Source organism: Streptomyces sp. NPDC025273 (assembly GCF_040638585.1).
Classification (GTDB): Bacteria; Actinomycetota; Actinomycetes; order Streptomycetales; family Streptomycetaceae; genus Streptomyces; species Streptomyces cinereorectus.
The window spans coordinates 733,750-751,874 of the sequence record NZ_JBEZYP010000001.1; the positions used below are offsets into that span (position 1 = coordinate 733,750).

Annotated in this window: 17 protein-coding genes; 8 read left to right on the forward strand and 9 right to left on the reverse strand. The window is 73.6% G+C overall.

Annotated features, from left to right (window positions below; translation table 11 throughout):
- Positions 1 to 55: 55 nt before the first annotated feature.
- The gene (locus tag AB0F38_RS03190) at positions 56 to 676 is read right to left on the reverse strand and encodes a TetR family transcriptional regulator (RefSeq protein ID WP_361885745.1); all 621 of its coding nucleotides are present in this window, start codon (positions 674 to 676) and stop codon (positions 56 to 58) included.
- Positions 677 to 950: 274 nt separating this feature from the next.
- Between AB0F38_RS03190 and AB0F38_RS03195 the strand changes: the two genes are divergently transcribed.
- From AB0F38_RS03195 to AB0F38_RS03205, 3 genes are all read left to right on the forward strand, one after another.
- Entirely contained in the window at positions 951 to 2,264 is a 1,314-nt protein-coding gene (locus tag AB0F38_RS03195; protein ID WP_361885748.1) for a glycosyltransferase family 4 protein, read from the forward strand.
- A 67-nt stretch (positions 2,265 to 2,331) separates the two neighbouring features.
- Positions 2,332 to 3,063, forward strand: a complete 732-nt coding sequence (locus tag AB0F38_RS03200; protein ID WP_361885751.1) for a class I SAM-dependent methyltransferase — start codon at positions 2,332 to 2,334, stop codon at positions 3,061 to 3,063.
- A complete protein-coding gene (locus AB0F38_RS03205; protein WP_361885754.1) occupies positions 3,060 to 4,142 on the forward strand; it encodes a prenyltransferase in 1,083 nt (360 codons plus the stop codon). Before AB0F38_RS03200 ends, AB0F38_RS03205 begins: the two co-directional genes overlap by 4 nt.
- A 47-nt stretch (positions 4,143 to 4,189) precedes the next feature.
- Here AB0F38_RS03205 and AB0F38_RS03210 read toward each other — a convergent pair whose 3' ends face one another.
- From AB0F38_RS03210 to AB0F38_RS03230, 5 genes are all read right to left on the reverse strand, one after another.
- Complete coding sequence (locus tag AB0F38_RS03210; RefSeq protein ID WP_361885756.1) at positions 4,190 to 4,483, reverse strand: hypothetical protein; 294 nt, start codon at positions 4,481 to 4,483, stop codon at positions 4,190 to 4,192.
- Between the two features lie 115 nt (positions 4,484 to 4,598).
- Positions 4,599 to 5,429 carry a hypothetical protein gene (locus tag AB0F38_RS03215; RefSeq protein WP_361885758.1) on the reverse strand — a complete coding sequence of 277 codons (831 nt, stop codon included), beginning with the start codon at positions 5,427 to 5,429 and terminating at the stop codon, positions 4,599 to 4,601.
- A 171-nt stretch (positions 5,430 to 5,600) separates the two neighbouring features.
- On the reverse strand, positions 5,601 to 6,542 hold the full coding sequence (locus AB0F38_RS03220; protein WP_361885761.1) for an N-acetylmuramoyl-L-alanine amidase: 942 nt from the start codon (positions 6,540 to 6,542) through the stop codon (positions 5,601 to 5,603).
- 21 nt (positions 6,543 to 6,563) lie between these two features.
- Positions 6,564 to 7,220, reverse strand: coding sequence for a class I SAM-dependent methyltransferase (locus AB0F38_RS03225; RefSeq protein WP_361885763.1), 657 nt, complete (start codon positions 7,218 to 7,220; stop codon positions 6,564 to 6,566).
- A 104-nt stretch (positions 7,221 to 7,324) separates the two neighbouring features.
- Entirely contained in the window at positions 7,325 to 8,836 is a 1,512-nt protein-coding gene (locus AB0F38_RS03230; RefSeq protein ID WP_361885766.1) for an MFS transporter, read from the reverse strand.
- A gap of 246 nt (positions 8,837 to 9,082) precedes the next feature.
- On the opposite strand from AB0F38_RS03230, the gene AB0F38_RS03235 reads away from it, so the two are divergent.
- Positions 9,083 to 10,573, forward strand: coding sequence for an MFS transporter (locus AB0F38_RS03235; protein WP_361885769.1), 1,491 nt, complete (start codon positions 9,083 to 9,085; stop codon positions 10,571 to 10,573).
- 407 nt (positions 10,574 to 10,980) lie between these two features.
- Here the strand turns inward: AB0F38_RS03235 and AB0F38_RS03240 are convergent, their stop codons facing one another.
- A complete protein-coding gene (locus AB0F38_RS03240; protein WP_361885772.1) occupies positions 10,981 to 12,603 on the reverse strand; it encodes a hypothetical protein in 1,623 nt (540 codons plus the stop codon).
- A gap of 345 nt (positions 12,604 to 12,948) precedes the next feature.
- Between AB0F38_RS03240 and AB0F38_RS03245 the strand changes: the two genes are divergently transcribed.
- From AB0F38_RS03245 to AB0F38_RS03260, 4 genes are read left to right on the forward strand one after another with little or no spacing between them, the layout of a single operon-like run.
- Positions 12,949 to 13,785, forward strand: coding sequence for a Nif3-like dinuclear metal center hexameric protein (locus AB0F38_RS03245; RefSeq protein WP_361885775.1), 837 nt, complete (start codon positions 12,949 to 12,951; stop codon positions 13,783 to 13,785).
- Positions 13,782 to 14,525, forward strand: coding sequence for a C4-type zinc ribbon domain-containing protein (locus AB0F38_RS03250; protein WP_361886742.1), 744 nt, complete (start codon positions 13,782 to 13,784; stop codon positions 14,523 to 14,525). Before AB0F38_RS03245 ends, AB0F38_RS03250 begins: the two co-directional genes overlap by 4 nt.
- Positions 14,525 to 15,763: a bifunctional RNase H/acid phosphatase gene (locus AB0F38_RS03255; RefSeq protein WP_361885778.1), complete on the forward strand. Its 1,239-nt coding sequence runs from the start codon at positions 14,525 to 14,527 to the stop codon at positions 15,761 to 15,763. The genes AB0F38_RS03250 and AB0F38_RS03255 overlap by 1 nt, the downstream gene beginning before the upstream one ends.
- 5 nt (positions 15,764 to 15,768) lie before the next feature.
- Positions 15,769 to 16,554, forward strand: coding sequence for a sulfite exporter TauE/SafE family protein (locus AB0F38_RS03260; RefSeq protein ID WP_361885781.1), 786 nt, complete (start codon positions 15,769 to 15,771; stop codon positions 16,552 to 16,554).
- A 21-nt stretch (positions 16,555 to 16,575) separates the two neighbouring features.
- Here AB0F38_RS03260 and eda read toward each other — a convergent pair whose 3' ends face one another.
- Both eda and yaaA read right to left on the reverse strand, forming a co-directional pair.
- Positions 16,576 to 17,226, reverse strand: coding sequence for a bifunctional 4-hydroxy-2-oxoglutarate aldolase/2-dehydro-3-deoxy-phosphogluconate aldolase (gene eda, locus AB0F38_RS03265; protein ID WP_361885784.1), 651 nt, complete (start codon positions 17,224 to 17,226; stop codon positions 16,576 to 16,578).
- Positions 17,227 to 17,289: 63 nt separating this feature from the next.
- Positions 17,290 to 18,090, reverse strand: a complete 801-nt coding sequence (gene yaaA, locus AB0F38_RS03270) for a peroxide stress protein YaaA (RefSeq protein ID WP_361886744.1) — start codon at positions 18,088 to 18,090, stop codon at positions 17,290 to 17,292.
- Positions 18,091 to 18,125: the final 35 nt, after the last annotated feature.

Genomic DNA, 18,125 nt, shown 5'->3' on the forward strand with positions numbered 1-18,125 from the left:
GCGCCGTCGATATGGTGCAGGGCACCTCACCTGGGCGGGGGCCGGTGTGGGCACGTCACATGAGAGCGTCCCGGCGCGGGTCCGCCGGCAGGTCGATCAGCCCGCACACCGTCTCGATGTCCCGCTCCACCTGGGCGATCGACTCCCGCCCCGACAGCCAGGTGATCAGCGCCGAGTGCCAGGTGTGCTCGATGACGCGGACCACGCACAGCTGCTCCTGGGTGGGGTCCTCCAGCTCCATCGCGTCCAGGATGATCTCCGTCGTCAGCCGTGAGACGGCGTCCGCCTCGGGGCTCACACCGCGGTCCGCGAACGTCAGCGCCCGCACCATCGCGTCCGCCAGGTGCGGCTCGCGCTGGAGCGCCCGGAAGGCCCGCAACAAGGTCTCGGCGACCCGCTGGGCGGCGCCGTCCGCGCGGGGCGGACGCCTGCGGAGCGTGAGCCGCAGGTGCTGGAGCTGGTCCTGCATGACGGCGACCAGCAGATGGATCTTGGAGGGGAAGTAGCGGTACAGCGTGCCCAGGGCGACCCCGGCGGCCTCGGCCACCTCGCGCATCTGCACGGCCTCGAAACCGCCCCGGCCCGCGAGCTGCGTACCGGCCTGCAGGATGCGGCGCCGACGAGCCTCCTGACGTTCCGTCAGGGGCGATGCCGCCGCTCCGGCTTGCGCTGTCATCTGTCCCCGTCCAAGGCTTCCGTCCGCGCCGGCGCCCATGTCGCGGCCCGCGCCGGAAGAAGGGAACCCGTTCCCTGTCCGGCCGGACGCCGTCTCCCGGGCGCGCACAGCATGCCAGGGCACCCGCCGTGGCGCGAATCACCTGATCCGGCCGTCACCACCGACCTACCTGCCGGTAGATTCGATGCTTGTTGAATGAACAAGTGTGAAACTTGTTCTAGATTAACGCGACCGGTTACGCTCCGGCGAAAACGCAGTGAGAAGGGGGCCGAGTGTGACCGCTGAGGCCATAGAGACGGGCCCCCTCGCGGGAGGCGGCGTGCCGGGCGCCGACGGTGGGCGGCCGTTGCGCATCGCGCTCCTCACCTACAAGGGCAACCCCTTCTGCGGCGGCCAGGGCGTCTACGTGCGCCACCTCGGCCGCGAGCTGGCCCGGCTGGGACACAGCGTCGAAGTGCTGGGCGCCCAGCCCTACCCCGTACTCGACGAGGGCGTGCCGCTCACCGAGCTGCCGAGCCTCGACCTGTACCGGCAGCCCGACCCGTTCCGCACCCCCGGACGCGGCGAGTACCGCGACTGGATCGACCTCGCCGAGGTCGCCACCATGTGGACCGGCGGCTTCCCCGAGCCCCTCACCTTCAGCCTGCGGGCCCGGCGCCATCTCCTCGCCCGGCGCGGCGACTTCGACGTCGTGCACGACAACCAGACGCTCGGCTACGGCCTGCTCGGCGATCTCGGCGCACCCCTCGTCACCACGATCCACCACCCCATCACCGTCGACCGGCAACTCGACCTGGACGCCGCGGAATCCACCCGCCGTCGGCTCTCCGTACGCCGCTGGTACGGCTTCACCCGCATGCAGAAGCGCGTCGCCCGCCGGCTGCCGTCCGTCCTCACCGTCTCCGGCTCCTCCCAGCAGGAGATCGTCGAGCAGCTCGGGGTACGCCGGGACCGCGTCAGGGTCGTGCACGTCGGGGCCGACACCGACCTGTGGTCGCCCGATCCCTCGGTCGCCGAGGTGCCCGGACGCATCGTCACCACCTCCAGCGCCGACGTCCCGCTGAAGGGCCTCGTCCACCTCGTCGAGGCACTCGCCAAGCTCCGTACGGAGAACCCGCGGGCGCACCTCGTCGTCGTCGGCAAGCGGGCCGAGGACGGGCCCGTCGCGCAGGCCATCGAGCGGTACGGACTCCGGGACGCCGTCGAGTTCGTCAAGGGCATCAGCGACGCCGAACTCGTCGACCTGGTCCGCAGCGCCCAGATCTCCTGCGTCCCGTCGCTCTACGAGGGCTTCTCCCTGCCCGCCGCCGAGGCGATGGCCACCGGCACACCGCTCGTGGCCACCACCGGCGGCGCGATCCCGGAGGTCACCGGCCCGGACGGCGAGACCTGCCTCGCCGTCCCGCCCGGCGACGCGGACGCCCTGGCCGCCGCGCTCGGCCGGCTGCTCGGCGACCCCGGCCTGCGCGCCCGACTCGGCGCTGCCGGGCGCGACCGGGTGCTGGCCCGCTTCACCTGGGCCAAGGCGGCCGTCGGAACCGTCGAGCTGTACCGTCAGGCGATCGCCGCCCGGGGTGTCCGCAGGTGACCGCCCCCGTGGCTCCCTGAACCCCTATCTCCCGAATCCGTACCTCCGACCTCGAAGGCAGGCCCCCGTGCTGACCGTCGACTTCACCCGCTTCCCGCTCGCCGCAGGCGACCGGGTGCTCGATCTGGGCTGCGGCGCGGGCCGTCACGCGTTCGAGTGCTACCGGCGCGGCGCCCAGGTGGTGGCACTCGACCGGAACGCCGAGGAGATCCGCGAAGTGGCGAAGTGGTTCGCCGCGATGAAGGAGGCCGGAGAGGCGCCCGAGGGCGCCACCGCCACCGCGATGGAGGGCGACGCGCTCAACCTGCCGTTCCCCGACGAGTCGTTCGACGTCGTGATCATCTCCGAGGTGATGGAGCACATCCCCGACGACAAGGGCGTGCTCGCCGAGATGGTCCGCGTGCTCAGGCCCGGCGGCCGGATCGCGATCACCGTGCCCCGCTACGGTCCCGAGAAGGTTTGCTGGACGCTCTCCGACGCGTACCACGAGGTCGAGGGCGGGCACATCCGGATCTACAAGGCCGACGAGCTGCTCGGCAGGATCCGCGGCGCCGGACTCAAGCCCTACGGCACCCACCACGCGCACGCCCTGCACAGCCCGTACTGGTGGCTCAAGTGCGCGTTCGGCGTGGACAACGACAAGGCGCTGCCGGTGCGGGCTTACCACAAGCTGCTGGTCTGGGACATCATGAAGAAGCCCCTGGCCACCCGGGTCGCCGAGCAGCTGCTCAACCCCGTCGTCGGAAAGAGCTTCGTGGCGTACGCGACCAAGCCGCACCTCCCCAGGGCCGAGGCGTGAGCACCCCCGAGCGGACCGAGCACCTCGTCCTGCCCGGAGTCCTCACCGCCGGGCAGGCCGCCGAGACCGTGGCCGCGCTGCGCGCCGTGCAGCGGGAGGACGGGGCACTGCCCTGGTTCCGCGGCCACCACCTCGACCCGTGGGACCACATCGAGGCCGCCATGGCCCTCGACGCGGCCGGCGAGCACGAGGCCGCCGCGCGCGCCTACGCCTGGCTGGCCCGCCACCAGAACGAGGACGGCTCCTGGTACGCCGCCTACCACGACGGCGACGCCGAGCAGCCCACGGACCTCGGCCGCGAGACCAACTTCTGCGCCTACGTGGCCGTCGGCGTCTGGCACCACTACCTCGCCACCGGCGACGACGCGTTCGTCGACCGCATGTGGCCGACGGTCTACGCCGCGATCGAGTTCGTGCTGCGGCTCCAGCAGCCCGGCGGGCAGATCGGCTGGAAGCGCGAGGCCGACGGAACCCCCGTCACCGACGCCCTGCTGACCGGCTCCTCCTCCATCCACCAGGCGCTGCGCTGCGCCCTGGCCCTGGCCGAGGAGCGCGAGGAACCGCAGCCCGACTGGGAGCTGGCGACCGGAGCACTCGGCCACGCGATCCGCAGCCACCCCGAGCGTTTCCTGGACAAGAGCCGCTACTCGATGGACTGGTACTACCCGGTCCTCGGCGGCGCGCTCACCGGGCCCGCCGCCACGAAGCGGATCGAGGAGGGCTGGGAGAGCTTCGTCGTTCCCGGCCTCGGCGTGCGCTGCGTGCTGCCCAACCCCTGGGTCACGGGCGGCGAGAGCTGCGAACTGGCCCTGGCCCTCTGGGTGACGGGGGAGTCCGACCGGGCCCTGGAGATCCTGCAGTCCGTCCAGCACCTGCGCGCCGAGGGCGGCTTGTACTGGACGGGGTACGTCTTCGAGGGCGAGCGTGCCTTCTGGCCGGAGGAACTCACCACGTGGACGGCGGGTTCGCTGCTGCTCGCGGTGGCCGCGCTCGGGGGGGACGAGGCGACCACCGCGGTCTTCGGCGGCGAACGGCTGCCGGCCGGTCTGGAACCGGACTGCTGCCGCCAGAACGCCTAGGCCCGGGCAGCTCCGTTCGGGACGGGCGAACGTCGCCTGTTGCGGCACTAGAAGCGGCGGACCCGGCCCGCCACGGCGTGACCGATGAAGAGGTAGACGGCTGCGGCCAGACCGTAGCCGGCGACGACCCGCGCCCACGCCTCGTCGAAGGTGAACAGGTCGTACGACCAGCCGGCCAGCCAGTGGGCCGAGTCCCGGACGAACTGCACCAGGTCGTTGGCCCGGTTGGCGTCGAGCAGGTACATCAGGATCCACAGGATGATGATGAAGGCCATGATGTCCGCGACGACGGCGATGACACGTGCGGCGGTACTGCTTCCTGAGCCTGTTCTGGGAGACATGTTCTCCGGGTTGCCGCTTTGCGGTGAGTGAAACCCCGCGGCGTGGAGCGGCAGTGATCCCGCGTATGACGACGGCCCCCGCCCTTCCGGGCGGGGGCCGTCGTCATACGCGGGATCAGCCGCGCTGGATGCCCGTGGTGTCCTGCAGCACGCCACGACGGCCGTCCTGCGTCTGGGCGATGAGCCCCGGACCGCGCTGCTCGACCGCGAGGTACCAGGTCCCCGGGGCGAGCTCCGCGATCGGGGTCGGGGCGCCGTCCTCGCCGTACAGCGGACGTGCCACCGGCACCGCGAACCAGAAGGGCGTGAAGTCACCGGCCGGTGCCCCGCCGCCCTGCGGCGCCTGCTGAGCCGCCTGCGGCGGCTCCGTCCGACCGCCCTGCGACTGGCCGGGCTGTGCACCGTACGGCTGGGGCTGACCCGGCTGCGCACCGTAGGGCTGCTGCTGGCCACCCGGGTAGCCGTAGCCCTGGCCGGGCTGCTGGCCGTACGGCGACTGCACCGCCTGCGCCGGACGCGGGGCGCCGAGGAGCGGGGCCTTGAGCGCGGGAACCAGCGGAGTGGCCACCGCACCGCCGGCCAGCACGATGGTCGCGAGCAGGCCCAGGATCAGACCGGCACCGGCGTCGTTGGCGTCGATGATCGTCCAGAACATGGTCCACAGCGCGAACACGGCGAACGCGGCGCCGAACTGGCCGAGTTCGAAACCCGCGACCTTGCGGCCCGGCATGGCGCGGCTCACGATCAGCAGCGCCGCGCCGATGATGCCGGCCAGATAGATGCTCATCAGGAGCGAGAGCGAGTCCCAGGCGTTCGCGCTGTAGCCGGAGCAGTCGACGCCCGAGGGGCAGTCGAAGCCGGAGAGGTCGAGGAAAGAGGCGATGAACAGCACGACCGCTGCTCCGATCACCACGCCGTCGCCTCGAGTGAGGGAGCGGATATTCACGTGAAGGTCCTTAGTCGGTCGTCTCGTCGGGGCGGTCGTCGATGCCGCCTGTACGGCGGGTACGGCGCGAAGCTCGGGGGCGGCTCCCCATCGTACGGATGAATCTATCGTCTGCCCGGGCGGGTTGTGGTCCTGCCCGGACCTCGGACCGGCAGCCACCGTCCCCGCGGGCTATCTCTCCAGATAGCTGCTGATGCCCCCGGCGATGCCGACGGCCGCCTTCTGACGCCAGGCCGCGCTCGTGAGCAGGGCGGCGTCCTTCGGATCACGCATATTGCCGCATTCGACGAAGACTTTGGGCACGGTCGACAGATTCAGGCCGCCGAGATCCTCGCGGGTGTCCAGCCCGGTACCGCCGCCGATGTAGTTGGAAGGGGCGCTTCCGGTGGCGCGTACGAAATGGCCCGCGATCCGTTCGCCGAGATCGCGGGAAGGAGCCACGATCTCCGCGGTGTCCGCCGCGCCGCCGCGCACCGCTGCGGGAAGGATCACATGGAAGCCCCGGTTGCCCACCGCGGAACCGTCCGCGTGGACCGACACGACGGCGTCGGCACCGGCGGCGTTGCCGATCCGGGCGCGCTCGTCGACGCACGGGCCGAACGGGCGGTCGTCGTCCTGGGTGAGGACGACCCTCGCGCCCTCGGCCTCCAGCAGGGTGCGCAGCCGGCGCGACACGTCGAGGGTGAACCGGGCCTCCGCGTACCCCGCGTCGGTGGCGGTTCCCGTGGTGTCGCACTCCTTGCGCCCCGTGCCGATGTCCACCTGGCTGTTGATCTCCCGGGTGTGGTCGCGGTTGCGCGGGTTGTGCCCGGGGTCGATCACCACGGTCCGGCCGGTCAACGGGCCCTCGGGCAGCGGCTTCGCGGACGTGGGCGCCGGGGACGGGCTCTTCGAGGGCGACGACGGCGACTCGGACACGGCCGGGTCGGACGAAGGGGACCCGGACGTCGGGGCCGCCCCGCCGCCGGGACGCGGCTCGGCCCGGCCGGTCGCGCCGCCGCCCCCGCAGCCCGCCGTGGTCAGGCAGACGGATACCAGGGCGACCGCGATGATCAGGGGCCGGAGGCGCGCCGCCGGGCGCCGGGCGGGGGGAACGCTGTCGTCGTCACGCACCTCGCGATGCTATCCGTGACCTCAGATCCCCGTTCCCGTACGCCGAAGAACGCGCAGCGAGTCCGTCACCGAGATCTCGCTGAACGCGCCGGAGGCCAGGGCCCGTCGGTGGACGCGGTACGGGGCCTGGCCGCCGTCCGCCGGGTCGGGGAACACGTCGTGGATGACGAGCAGCCCGCCGCCGGCGACCTTCGGGGCCCAGCCCTCGTAGTCGCCGCCCGCGTGCTCGTCGGTGTGCCCGCCGTCGATGAAGACGAGGCCGAGCTGTCCGCCCCAGACGGCCGCGACCTGCGAGGACCGCCCGACGAGCGCCACCACGTGCTCCTCCAGGCCGGCCGCGTGAAGGGTCCGGCGGAAGGCGGGCAGCGTGTCCATCAGACCGACCTCGGGATCCACCACGGACGGGTCGTGGTACTCCCAGCCGGGCTGCTGCTCCTCGCTGCCCCGGTGGTGATCGACGGTCAGTGCCGTCACCCCGGCCGCGCGGGCCGCGGCGGCCAGCAGGATCGTGGACCGCCCGCAGTAGGTGCCGACCTCCAGCAGCGGGAGTCCGAGCGCGGCGGCTCCGGTGGCCGCGGCGTACAGGGCGAGCCCCTCGCGCAGCGGCATGAAGCCCTTGGCGGCCTCGAAGGCGGCGAGGACCTCCGGCTCGGGTGCGACGGCGGACTCGGCGGTCACGGATTCCTCCAGGTGGTACGGGCGTCGATCGGCGCCCCATCGTGTCGCACGCCCACGCCGGGGATCTCGGCGGGGGCGCACGCGACGCCGCCCGGACCCGCGCGTCAGCGCTGTACGGGCGCCGTGGCGGGTGCGGCGGCGGCGGTGGCCGCCGCCTCGGCCGCGTCGCCCGCGCTGCTCGCCAGCAGCACCGGCCGCGCGGGCCGTTGCGCCGGCAGGAACGCCGCGAGCACCAGCCCGGCCAGCACCGCACCCGTCGCGATCACGAACGAGGTCCGGAAGCCCTCCATGGTCGGTACGTCCACCGGCCCCATCCGTACCGAGGTGTTCGCCAGGACCATGCCGATGACCGCGCTCGACAGCGAGGTGCCGATCGACCGCATCAGGGTGTTCAGACCGTTGGCCGCACCGGTCTCCGACGGGTCGACGGCCCCGACGATCAGTGCGGGCAGCGAGGAGTACGCGAGCCCGATCCCGGCCCCGAGCACCACCGCGATCACCACGGTCTGCCAGGCGGCGCTCATCAGTCCCAGCCCCGCCCCGTAGCCGATCGCGATGACCAGCATGCCGAGCATCAGGGTGGCCTTCGGGCCGCGGCGGCCCGAGAGGCGGGCGTACAGCGGGGCCACGAACATCATCGTCAGGCCCAGCGGTGCCACGCACAGCCCGGCCACCACCATCGACTGCCCGAGCCCGTATCCGGTCGACGCGGGCAGCTGGAGCAGCTGCGGCAGGACCAGCGAGACGGCGTAGAAGGCGACCCCGACCATGATCGACACGAGGTTGGTGAGCAGCACCTCGCGCCGGGCGCTGGTGCGCAGGTCGACCAGCGGTGCCGGGCTGCGCAGTTCGAACAGCCCCCACAGCACCAGGATCACCAGGGACGCGGCGATCAGCCCGAGCGTGGTGGGCGAGGTCCAGCCCCAGTCGCCGCCCTTGGTCACGGGGAGCAGCAGGCAGACCAGGCCGAGCGACAGGCCCAGCGCCCCGACGACGTCGAAGCGCCCGGGAGCGCGCAGCGACGGCTCCGGAACGACCAGGACGGTGAGCGCCATGGCCACCACCCCCAGCACCGCCGACGCGACGAAGAGCGCGTGCCAGTCCGCGTGCTGGGCCACGAGCGCGGCCGCGGGCAGGGCGAGTCCACCGCCGACGCCTATGGAGGAGCTCATCAGGGCCATCGCCGAGCCGAGCCTCTCGCGCGGCAGGACGTCGCGCATGATGCCGATGCCGAGCGGGATCGCGCCCATGGCGAAGCCCTGGAGCGCGCGGCCGACGATCATGATGACGAGATCGTCGGTGGAGGCGCAGACCAGCGATCCGGCCACCATCACGGCGAGACTGGCCAGCAGCATCCGCCGCTTGCCGTACAGATCGCCGAGCCGCCCCATGATCGGGGTCGAGACCGCACCGGCCAGAAGTGTGGCGGTCATCACCCAGGTCGCGTCGGCCGGGCCGGTGTCGAGGAGGACCGGCAGGTCCTTGATGACGGGGACGAGCAGCGTCTGCATCACCGCGACGGTGATTCCCGCGAACGCGAGCACGGGGACGACTCCGGCCCTGCCCCCCTTGCGCGGGCCGGGGAGCAGCCCGGGTTCGTTCGTCGTCCGTCGCATACGTGTGGCCTCCGGGCAGGGCGGGGAAGAGGGGGAGAACGGGATCGAGCATGCGGGAGCGCGCGCCGACGGACGGCACCCACCGCCACGTGTGTGCACCCTGAACCTTCCCTACGCGCGAGGTATTCCGGCGAACGGAGGGGAACGCGCGGCAGTGCGGAGCGAGGTCCTACGCCCCTGGGCCGAGGCCCGGTCGCGGCCCGAAACCGATGTACGGGGCACGGGGTGCCTGCGAGTATGGCACCCATGGTTGACGTCCCCCCGCCCACGCGGCTGCCCGCCCGATCGAGGACCCGCACCTGGGCCGTGGTCGTGGCGGCCTGTACCGGCCAGTTCCTGGTCGTCCTCGATGTGTCCGTCGTCAATGTGGCCCTGCCGTCCATGCGTACCGACCTGGCTCTGAGCGGCCCCGGACTGCAGTGGGTCGTCAACGCCTACTCGATCGCCTTCGCCGGATTCATGCTGCTCGGCGGGCGGGCCGCCGACATCTACGGCCGCAAGCGGATGTTCCTGATAGGGCTGGGCCTCTTCACCGCGGCCTCACTGGCCGGCGGACTCGCCCAGGAGGGCTGGCAGTTGCTCGCGGCCCGCGCCGCCCAGGGGCTCGGCGCCGCCGTGCTCTCCCCGGCCACCCTCACCATCCTCACCGCGACCGTACCCGAGGGTCACGCCCGCACCAGGGCGATCAGCACCTGGATGGCGGTCGGGGCCGGCGGCGGAGCGGCCGGCGGGCTCATCGGCGGGGTGCTCACCGACGTCCTCTCCTGGCGGTGGGTCCTGCTCATCAACGTGCCCGTCGGCGCGCTCGTCCTGGCAGGCGCCGCGCTGTGGCTGGCCGAGGGCCGGGCCGGCGACCGGCGCCGGGTCGACCTGCCGGGCGCTGTGCTCGTCACGGCGGGCCTTGCCGCGGTGGCGTACGGCATCGTGCAGACCGAGGCCGCGGGCTGGACCGCCTCCGCCACGCTGGTCCCCCTGTCCGGCGGTCTGGCGCTGCTGGGCGTCTTCGTCCTGGTGGAGTGGAGGACGGCGGCCCCGCTGATGCCTCTGCGGGTGCTCGGCGTGCGGGCCGTCTCGTCGGCGAACGTGTCGATGCTGCTCATGGGGTCGGCGACGTTCAGCATGTGGTACTTCATGACCGTCTACGCCCAGAACGTGCTGGGCTACACGCCGTTGGAGGCCGGCCTCGCCCTGATGCCGACCTCCGCCGCCGTCGTCCTCGGCTCGAAGGCCGCGCCCCGGCTCATGGCGCGGACCGGCCCCAGGACCCTGGCCGTCCTCGGTGTCCTGGTCGCGGCCGCCGGCTTCGGCTGGCAGTCCACCACCATGGGGGTGCACGGCTCGTACCTCACCGCGGTCTGCTTCCCCGGGATCCTGATGATGGCCGGGGCCGGACTCGCCTCCACCCCACTGGCCGCGCTCGCGACGTCCGGCGCGGCACCGGGCGACGCCGGACTCGTCTCCGGGCTGGTCAACACCTCACGCACGATGGGCGGCGCGCTGGGCCTCGCGGTGCTCTCCACGGTCGCCGCGGCCCGCACCGGCGGTGCCACCGGGGCGGCGGAGATCACGGCCGGATACGCGCTGGCCTTCCGCACGTCCACCGTGGTGCTGCTGGCCGGGGCGGCGCTGATGCTGTTCTGGCTGCCGGGGCGTCCCCGCAGGCGCCCGGAGGAGCCGGCCGCAACGTCCGTCCTGACGAAGCCCGACGCGCACGCGCCCGTCGGCGGGGACGCGTAGGGCGGCCGCGGGGACGCGGAACGACGGGAGCGCGCGCGGGCGCTCGCGAGGGGCGGGCACACACCGAGGGCCGTCACGGCCGGGCGGCTGTGACGGCCCTCGGTGCCGAGCGGCGCGGTTCAGGCCGCCGTTCTGCCACCCCCTTCGGAGGGACGCCGGTGGCGGCCGTGCGGCTGCGCGGCCGTGCTCTCCGCCGACGCGCCTCCTCGGTGCTTTCCGGAGCCGGCTCCGTCCTGTTGCGCGTGCGCCCCCGGCGGACGCGTCCGGGCCGTGTCGGTTCGGGCTTCAGACATGTGGGAAGTCACCCCGTCGAAATCGCGTACGTGTGTGCCGCAAGCCCCGCCACCGCCACCCGACGTGGTCACCGTCGGTCCCCGCGCGCAACGACTGCGTGGCCCGGCACGGGTTTATTGTCCCCGTGCCGTGCGGCCGGTGAGAGGTGCCTGGGCGAGTGGAACGGGCCTGCACACACCAGGAGACACGGTTGCCGCGGATGGTTCCGTTCCGTTCGTGGCAGGTCGGTGTTCCTCGTCCACCGGGGCTTCCACCAACGCGACGGCGCACGGTGCACCGGCCTGCTCGTACGGCAGGTGCAGGACCCCCTCCCGGGTCCAGAACCCGGCCCCGGCCAGCCAGCCCGCGGGCGCCGCGCACTGGTGCAGACGGCGCCCGGCGGGACGCCACAGCCCCACCCAGCTGCCCGCCGCCCCGTCGATGCGCAGCGCCACCGCGCAGCTCTCCGGCATGAGCACCTGCCCCGGCTGCACGGCGAACGGCGTCACGGCCACGTCCGCCGGACGCAGGCACTCCGGGAAGCGCACCGGCAGACAGCTGCCGAGCACGCCCCAGCCGAGACGGTCGTGGCCCGGGGCGTCGGAACGGATCAGCAGCAGCCCGCTGTCGGCATCGGCCAGCAGCAGCCGGTCGTCGCTGTCCGGCGTGATCTGCAGCAGCGGCGTCACCTCGCCGCCCCGCACCAGGTCCACGGTGACCGCCTTGACCGGACCGCCGCCCGGCAACCGCCGGTCCAGGGCGAGCAGACGCCCCTCACGGTCCAGCCAGGCACCGCCCGAGCAATGCCCCGGCACCTCCGCGACGTGCTCGGGTCCCGAGGCGCCGCCCGCGACCAGCCAGACGGCGGTGGAGCGTTCGCCGGGGAGCAGGGCATAGGCGCTCATGCCGTCCGGGGGCGGCGGGAGGAGGACCAGCTCCGCGCATTCGAGGGCGCCCAGGGGGAGTTCACCCGTACCGGGCCCGGTCGGATAGAGCAACGAGAAGGCGTGCCGGCCGGCCACCCGCCGCCGGATCAGCACCCGCCCGTCGGACAGCGGCAGCACGTCGGAGTCGGCTTCCTCCGGCTGGTCGAGGGGGAGGGACACGGCGTACGGCTCGGGGCCGTCGAGTGTCCAGCGCTCCGGGAACCAGGCGGGACCGCTCCCGGCGGCGGTGGTGAGCCGGGCGGCGTACGAGTGGTCGGCGGCGATGGTGAGGACGGGCGGCACGAGACGCCGGGGCGCCTCGGAGCACACAGGGCGGCCGGCGGCCCGGAGCGGGGCGCGCCCGCCGAACCCGCCGCGCGGGACCGGCCTTTCGTCCCCACCGGCCCTCAGGGGTGCGGCGGCCCGGTGCCGCTCGCCGCTCCGGCCGGACGGGGTGGTCGCGCCGGACCCGTCGGGACCCCGGGCCGGGCCGGACCCACCGGTCCCGCGCGCCGGACCGGTTCCACGGACCGGCGCGGCGTTCGTGGCCACGCGGGTCCAGCCGGTTCCGAGGGTCCCGGCGGACGTGACGGCCGCGCCGGGGCCCGTACGGGCACCGGACGCCGGCGCCCGCACCGGCACGTCGGCTGTGGGCACGCCGGGTCCCGCGGGTTCCGTGAGGCCGGCGGTCCCACCCGGCCCTCCGGCGCTCGCGCGGGGTTTCTCCGGCTCCGCGGGCTCGTCCGGTCCCGCAGGTCCGGGTGCAGATTGGGGCGTCGTGGCACCCGCCGCCGCTCCGGCGGTCCCGTTCTCGATGGCACAGGCAGTCATGGTGCGGTCACCTCCGGCAACCGAAGCTAGTTTTCGCACTTCCTGCCGAACAACACCAGCCACCGCACTTCACACAGAAGGGTGGTGATGTCCGGATTCGCCTGAAGGGAGGGGGGTGACTGTGCTGCCGCTGCTACCCCGGAACGAGGTGAGGTGCTCCCGCTCGGCGTGAAGCGGGTCGGCTACGCCCCTCCCGGGGGACGCCGCCGTCCCCTCGTGCCTGGCGGAGGGCGCGGGCAACCGAAGAGGTCGCGAAGTAACGATTCGTGACCGGCCGCGGGTCCGCCCGTACGGGTGCCCGCGGCCAGGGCCGACGGGGTGCGCCGGACAGGTAGCCTTTCCTCCGTGCCCCGTCTGTCTGAAGTCATCGCCGAGCTCGACGCCCTCTGGCCCCCCGAGCGGGCCGAAGGTTGGGACGCGGTCGGCACGGTCTGCGGCGACCCGGAGGCGGAGGTGGACCGGGTCCTCTTCGCCGTCGACCCCGTCCAGCAGATCGCCGACGAGGCCCGCACCCTCGGCGCCCAGCTGATCGTCACCCACCACCCGCTCTACCTGCGCGGTACGACGACGGTCGCGGCGTCCACCTTCAAGGGCCGCGTCGTGCACGGGCTCATCAAGCACGACATCGCCCTGCACGTCGCGCACACCAACGCCGACAGCGCCGACCCGGGAGTCTCCGACGCCCTCGCCGGCGCGCTCGACCTGCGGGTCACCGGCCCCCTCGTGCCCGACCCCACCGACCCCCAGGGCCACCGCGGCCTGGGCCGGATCTGCGAGCTCGACCACCCCACGACCCTCCGCGACCTCGCCGCCCGCGCCGCGGCCCGGCTGCCCGCCACCGCGCAGGGCATCCGGCTCGCGGGCGACCCGGACGCCGTGGTGCGGCGGGTCGCGGTGAGCGGCGGCTCCGGCGACAGCCTCTTCGACGCCGTACGGGCGGCGGGCGTCGACGCCTTCCTCACCGCGGACCTGCGCCACCACCCGGCCTCCGAGGCCGTCCAGCACTCGCCGCTCGGCCTGGTCGATGCCGCACACTGGGCCACCGAGTGGCCCTGGTGCGAGCAGGCCGCCGCGCAGCTCGACGCGATTTCCGACCGCCACGGATGGGACCTGCGGGTCCATGTCTCGAAGCAGGTCACCGACCCCTGGACCACCCACCACTCTTCTGGAGCCCCCAACTGAACGCCGCGCCCGCCGACCAGATCCGACTCCTCGAAGTCCAGGCCCTCGACGTACGTCTGTCGCAGCTCTCCCACAAGCGCACGTCCCTGCCCGAGCACGCGGAGATCGACGCGCTCAACAGCGACCTCGCGCAGCTGCGCGACCTGCTGGTCGCCTCGCAGACCGAGGAGAGCGACACCACCCGCGAGCAGACCAAGGCGGAGCAGGACGTCGACCAGGTGCGCCAGCGCGCCGCCCGCGACCAGCAGCGGCTCGACTCCGGTGCGGTCTCCTCGCCGAAGGACCTGGAGAGCCTGCAGCGCGAGATCACCTCGCTGGCCAAGCGCCAGGGCGACCTCGAGGACGTCGTCCTGGAGATCATGGAGCGCCGCGAGTCCGCCCAGGAGCGCGTCACCGAACTGACCGAGCGCGTAGGCGCCGTCCAGGCGAAGGTCGACGACGCGACCGCCCGCCGGGACGCGGCCACCCACGAGCTCGACGCCGAGGCGGCCACCGTCGCCAAGGACCGCGAGGTCGTCGCGGGTTCCGTCCCGGCCGACCTGCTGAAGCTGTACGACAAGCTGCGCGCCCAGCAGGGCGGCGTCGGTGCCGCCCGGCTCTACCAGCGCCGTTGCGAGGGCTGCCGGCTGGAGCTGAACATCACCGAGGTCAACGACGTGAAGGCGGCGTCCCCCGACACCGTGCTGCGCTGCGAGAACTGCCACCGCATCCTGGTCCGCACCTCGGAGTCGGGCCTGTAATGCCCGTTCCCCGCCAGCTGGTCGTCGAGGCCGACGGAGGCTCCCGGGGCAACCCGGGGCCCGCCGGCTACGGCGCGGTCGTCATCGACCCGGTCAGTGGCTCGCCGCTCGCCGAGGCCGCCGAGTACATCGGCGTCGCGACGAACAACGTCGCCGAGTACAAGGGCCTGATCGCCGGCCTGAAGGCGGCGAAGGCGCTGTTCCCGGACGCGGACGTGCGGGTGCGTGTCCGGATGGACTCCAAGCTGGTGGTCGAACAGATGTCGGGCCGCTGGAAGATCAAGCACCCCGACATGAAGCCGCTCGCGGCGGAGGCGGCGGGCATCCTGCCCCCCTCCTCCGTCACGTACGAGTGGATCCCGCGCAACGAGAACAAGCACGCCGACCGGCTCGCCAACGAGGCGATGGACGCGGGCAGGCTGGGCAGGCAGTGGGAGCCGTCGTCCTCGACGGCCGCCCTGGACGCCCCGGCGCGCACGCCCGCCGCCCCGGATCACCCGGCCGGTCCGCCCGGGGACGCGGCCGCGGGCGCGGCGAAGGTCCGCGCCGCACTGGCCGCCGCCCGCCCCGCGCCGGCCGCCCCGCAGGTGGGCTGGGGGAGCGGTCCCGACCTGGGAGCGCCCGCCACCTTCGTCCTGCTCCGGCACGGCGAGACGGCGCTCACCCCCGAGAAGCGGTTCTCCGGCAGCGGCGGCAGCGACCCCGAGCTCTCCGCCGTCGGCCGCCACCAGGCCGCGCGCGCCGCCGAGGCGTTCGCCGCCCGGGGCACGGTCCAGGAGATCGTCAGCTCCCCGCTGCGCCGCTGCCGCGAGACGGCGGCCGTTGTCGCCGGCCGGCTCGGCCTGGAGGTCCGCATCGAGGACTGCCTGCGCGAGACGAACTTCGGCGCGTGGGAGGGCCTCACCTTCGCCGAGGTGCGGGAGCGCCACGGCTCCGATCTGACCGCCTGGCTCGCGTCCCCCGACGCGGCCCCCACGGGCGGAGGCGAGAGCTTCGCCGAGGTGGCCGACCGGGTGTCGGCGGCCCGCGACCGCCTGATCTCCCGCTACGCGGGCCGCACGGCACTCCTGGTCACGCACGTGACCCCGATCAAGACCCTGGTCAGGCTGGCGTTGGGCGCCCCGCCGGAGTCCCTTTTCCGCATGGAGCTCTCGCCCGCCTCCGTCTCCACGGTGGCGTACTACGCGGACGGCAATCCCTCGTTGCGCCTGCTCAACGACACCTCGCACCTGCGGTAGCGGGCATGGCCTGGTCCACGGGGCTGCTGGGCTTCGTCGCCGGGCTGCTGATCTCGGTGGCGACCGCACCCGTGGGCGTGTCCGGCGCGGTGTTCCTGCTGCCGGTGCAGGTCAGCGTGCTCGGAGTGCCGAGCCCCGCCGTGACGCCCACCAACCTGCTCTACAACGTGGTCTCGTGCCCCGGGGCCCTCCTGCGCTACCGCAGCAGCGGCCGGCTGCGTGGACGGCTGACCCGGCTGCTCGTCGTGGGAGCGGTGCCCGGGGTGGTGACCGGCGCGGTGATCCGGGTCTTCGCCGTGCCCGGCCCGGCGGTCTTCCGGCTGTTCATCGCCGTCCTGCTGCTCCCGCTGGGTGCCTGGCTGTGCGCCCGTACCCTCCGCCCCTCGCGCCGCGGCGCCGTCGCCGCGGAACCGTCCCCCCGCGCCACCACCGGCCTCGCCCTGGCCGTCGGCGTCGCGGGAGGGGTCTACGGGATCGGCGGGGGTTCGCTGCTCGGGCCGATCCTCGTGGGGCGCGGGGTGCCGGTCGCCAAGGTCGCGCCCGCCGCCCTGGCCTGCACGTTCGTGACCTCCCTCGTGGGGGCGGGCACGTACGCCCTGCTGTCCCTGACCACCACGGGCGACATCGCGCCCGACTGGGCCCTCGGCCTCGCCTGCGGCCTCGGCGGACTCTGCGGCGGCTATCTCGGAGCCCGCCTCCAGCCGCGCATCCCCGAAACGGCTCTGCGGCTCCTGCTGGGCTCGTTCGCCCTGGGCATCGGCACGCTCTACGCCGTCCAGACGCTGCGCTGAACCGCCGGCCCGGCCCGCTGCTCAGCTCCGCAGCGCCGACGCCTCCCGGGCCAGCCGCTCCACCCGCGTCCAGTCCTTCGCCGCGACGGCGTCGCCGGGAACCATCCAACTGCCGCCCACGCAGCCGACGTTCGGCAGCGCCAGATAGGCCGGTGCCGAAGCGAGCGAGATGCCGCCGGTCGGGCAGAACCGTGCCTGGGGCAGGGGCGAGGACAAGGCCTTGAGGTAGGTGGTGCCGCCGGCCGCCTCGGCCGGGAAGAACTTCATCTCGGTGACCCCGCGCTCCAGCAGCGCGACCACCTCGGACGTGGTGGACACCCCCGGCAGGAAGGGCACGCCCGACGCCTTCATCGCGTCCAGCAGGGTGTCCGTCCAGCCCGGACTGACCAGGAAGCGCGCCCCGGCCGAGACCGTCCCGGTCACATGCCCCACGGAGATCACCGTGCCCGCACCCACCACGGCCCCCGGGACCTCGGCGGCGATCGCCCGGATCGCGTCGAGCGCGGCGGCGGTCCGCAGCGTCACCTCGATCGCCGGAAGTCCGCCCGCCACGAGCGCCCGGGCCAGCGGCACCGCGTCGGCCGCGTCCTCCAGGACGACGACGGGGACGACGGGCGCGAGGTCCAGGACGGAAGCGGACGCGGGCAGGGCGGCGGGCGCGGAGGAGGTCATGGGCTCATCCTGCCGCGCGAACCGCGCCCTACGCAATGGGCGTTGCGTATGCTGCAACGACTGCTAGTGGATCTCCGTGACCACCACATCGAGCGCCCATGCCCGCCCGGCCCGCTCCGGGGCCCTCGCCTCCACCGTGTACCCGAGGTCGCGCAGCACGTCCACCAGCTCCGCGGGTTGCTTCGGCCTCGCCCCGGCCACGAGCAGATCGCGGACCATCCGGCCCTTGGTCGCCTTGTTGAAGTGACTGACCACCGACCGCCTCTCCACCCCGTCCACCACCCGGGACTGCAGCACCCGCACGCTCGCGGTGCGCTCGGCGACCGCGCCCGCGGGCTTCCACGCCCCGGTGTACGCCGACGACCGCAGATCCAGCACGAGCCCGTCCCCGGCCGCCTCGGGCAGGACCGACGCCATCGGGCCGCGCCAGTAGGCGCCGAGTGCGCCCAGCCCCGGCAGCTTCACGCCCATCGAGCAGCGGTACGAGGGGATCCGGTCGCCCACCCGCACCGCGCCCCACAGGCCGGAGAAGACCAGCAGCGACTTCCCGGCCCTCCTCCTGGCCGCCGGGTCCAGCGAGGCCAGGCCGAGGGCGTCGTACAGCACCCCGGTGTAGATCTCCCCGGCCGGCCTGGTCCCGGCCGTGCGCAGGTCCGCGTTCTTCGCGATCTCGCCGCGCAGTCCTTCGCTCAGGCCGAGCACCTCACGGGCCTTGTCCTCGTCGGCCAGGCACAGCTCCACCAGCTCGTCGATGATCGCGGCCCGCGCCCCGGCGAGGCCGGGCAGGGACAGGGACTCCTGCTTCAGGGGTGCTCCGCGCCCCGAGGCGGCCTTTCCCTCCGAGGGTGGCAGCAGCACCAGCACGGCTTCTCCTTCGCGCACGTCAGGAGTTCCCATGG

What these genes read in the sequence shown, in the direction of transcription:
- AB0F38_RS03190 (WP_361885745.1), bottom strand. Translation starts at nt 676, where the DNA reads ATGACAGCGCAAGCCGGAGCGGCGGCATCGCCCCTGACGGAACGTCAG.
- AB0F38_RS03210 (WP_361885756.1), bottom strand. Translation starts at nt 4,483, where the DNA reads ATGTCTCCCAGAACAGGCTCAGGAAGCAGTACCGCCGCACGTGTCATC.
- AB0F38_RS03255 (WP_361885778.1), top strand. Translation starts at nt 14,525, where the DNA reads ATGCCCGTTCCCCGCCAGCTGGTCGTCGAGGCCGACGGAGGCTCCCGG.
- AB0F38_RS03240 (WP_361885772.1), bottom strand. Translation starts at nt 12,603, where the DNA reads ATGACTGCCTGTGCCATCGAGAACGGGACCGCCGGAGCGGCGGCGGGT.
- AB0F38_RS03235 (WP_361885769.1), top strand. Translation starts at nt 9,083, where the DNA reads ATGGTTGACGTCCCCCCGCCCACGCGGCTGCCCGCCCGATCGAGGACC.
- AB0F38_RS03260 (WP_361885781.1), top strand. Translation starts at nt 15,769, where the DNA reads ATGGCCTGGTCCACGGGGCTGCTGGGCTTCGTCGCCGGGCTGCTGATC.
- AB0F38_RS03230 (WP_361885766.1), bottom strand. Translation starts at nt 8,836, where the DNA reads ATGCGACGGACGACGAACGAACCCGGGCTGCTCCCCGGCCCGCGCAAG.
- eda (WP_361885784.1), bottom strand. Translation starts at nt 17,226, where the DNA reads ATGACCTCCTCCGCGCCCGCCGCCCTGCCCGCGTCCGCTTCCGTCCTG.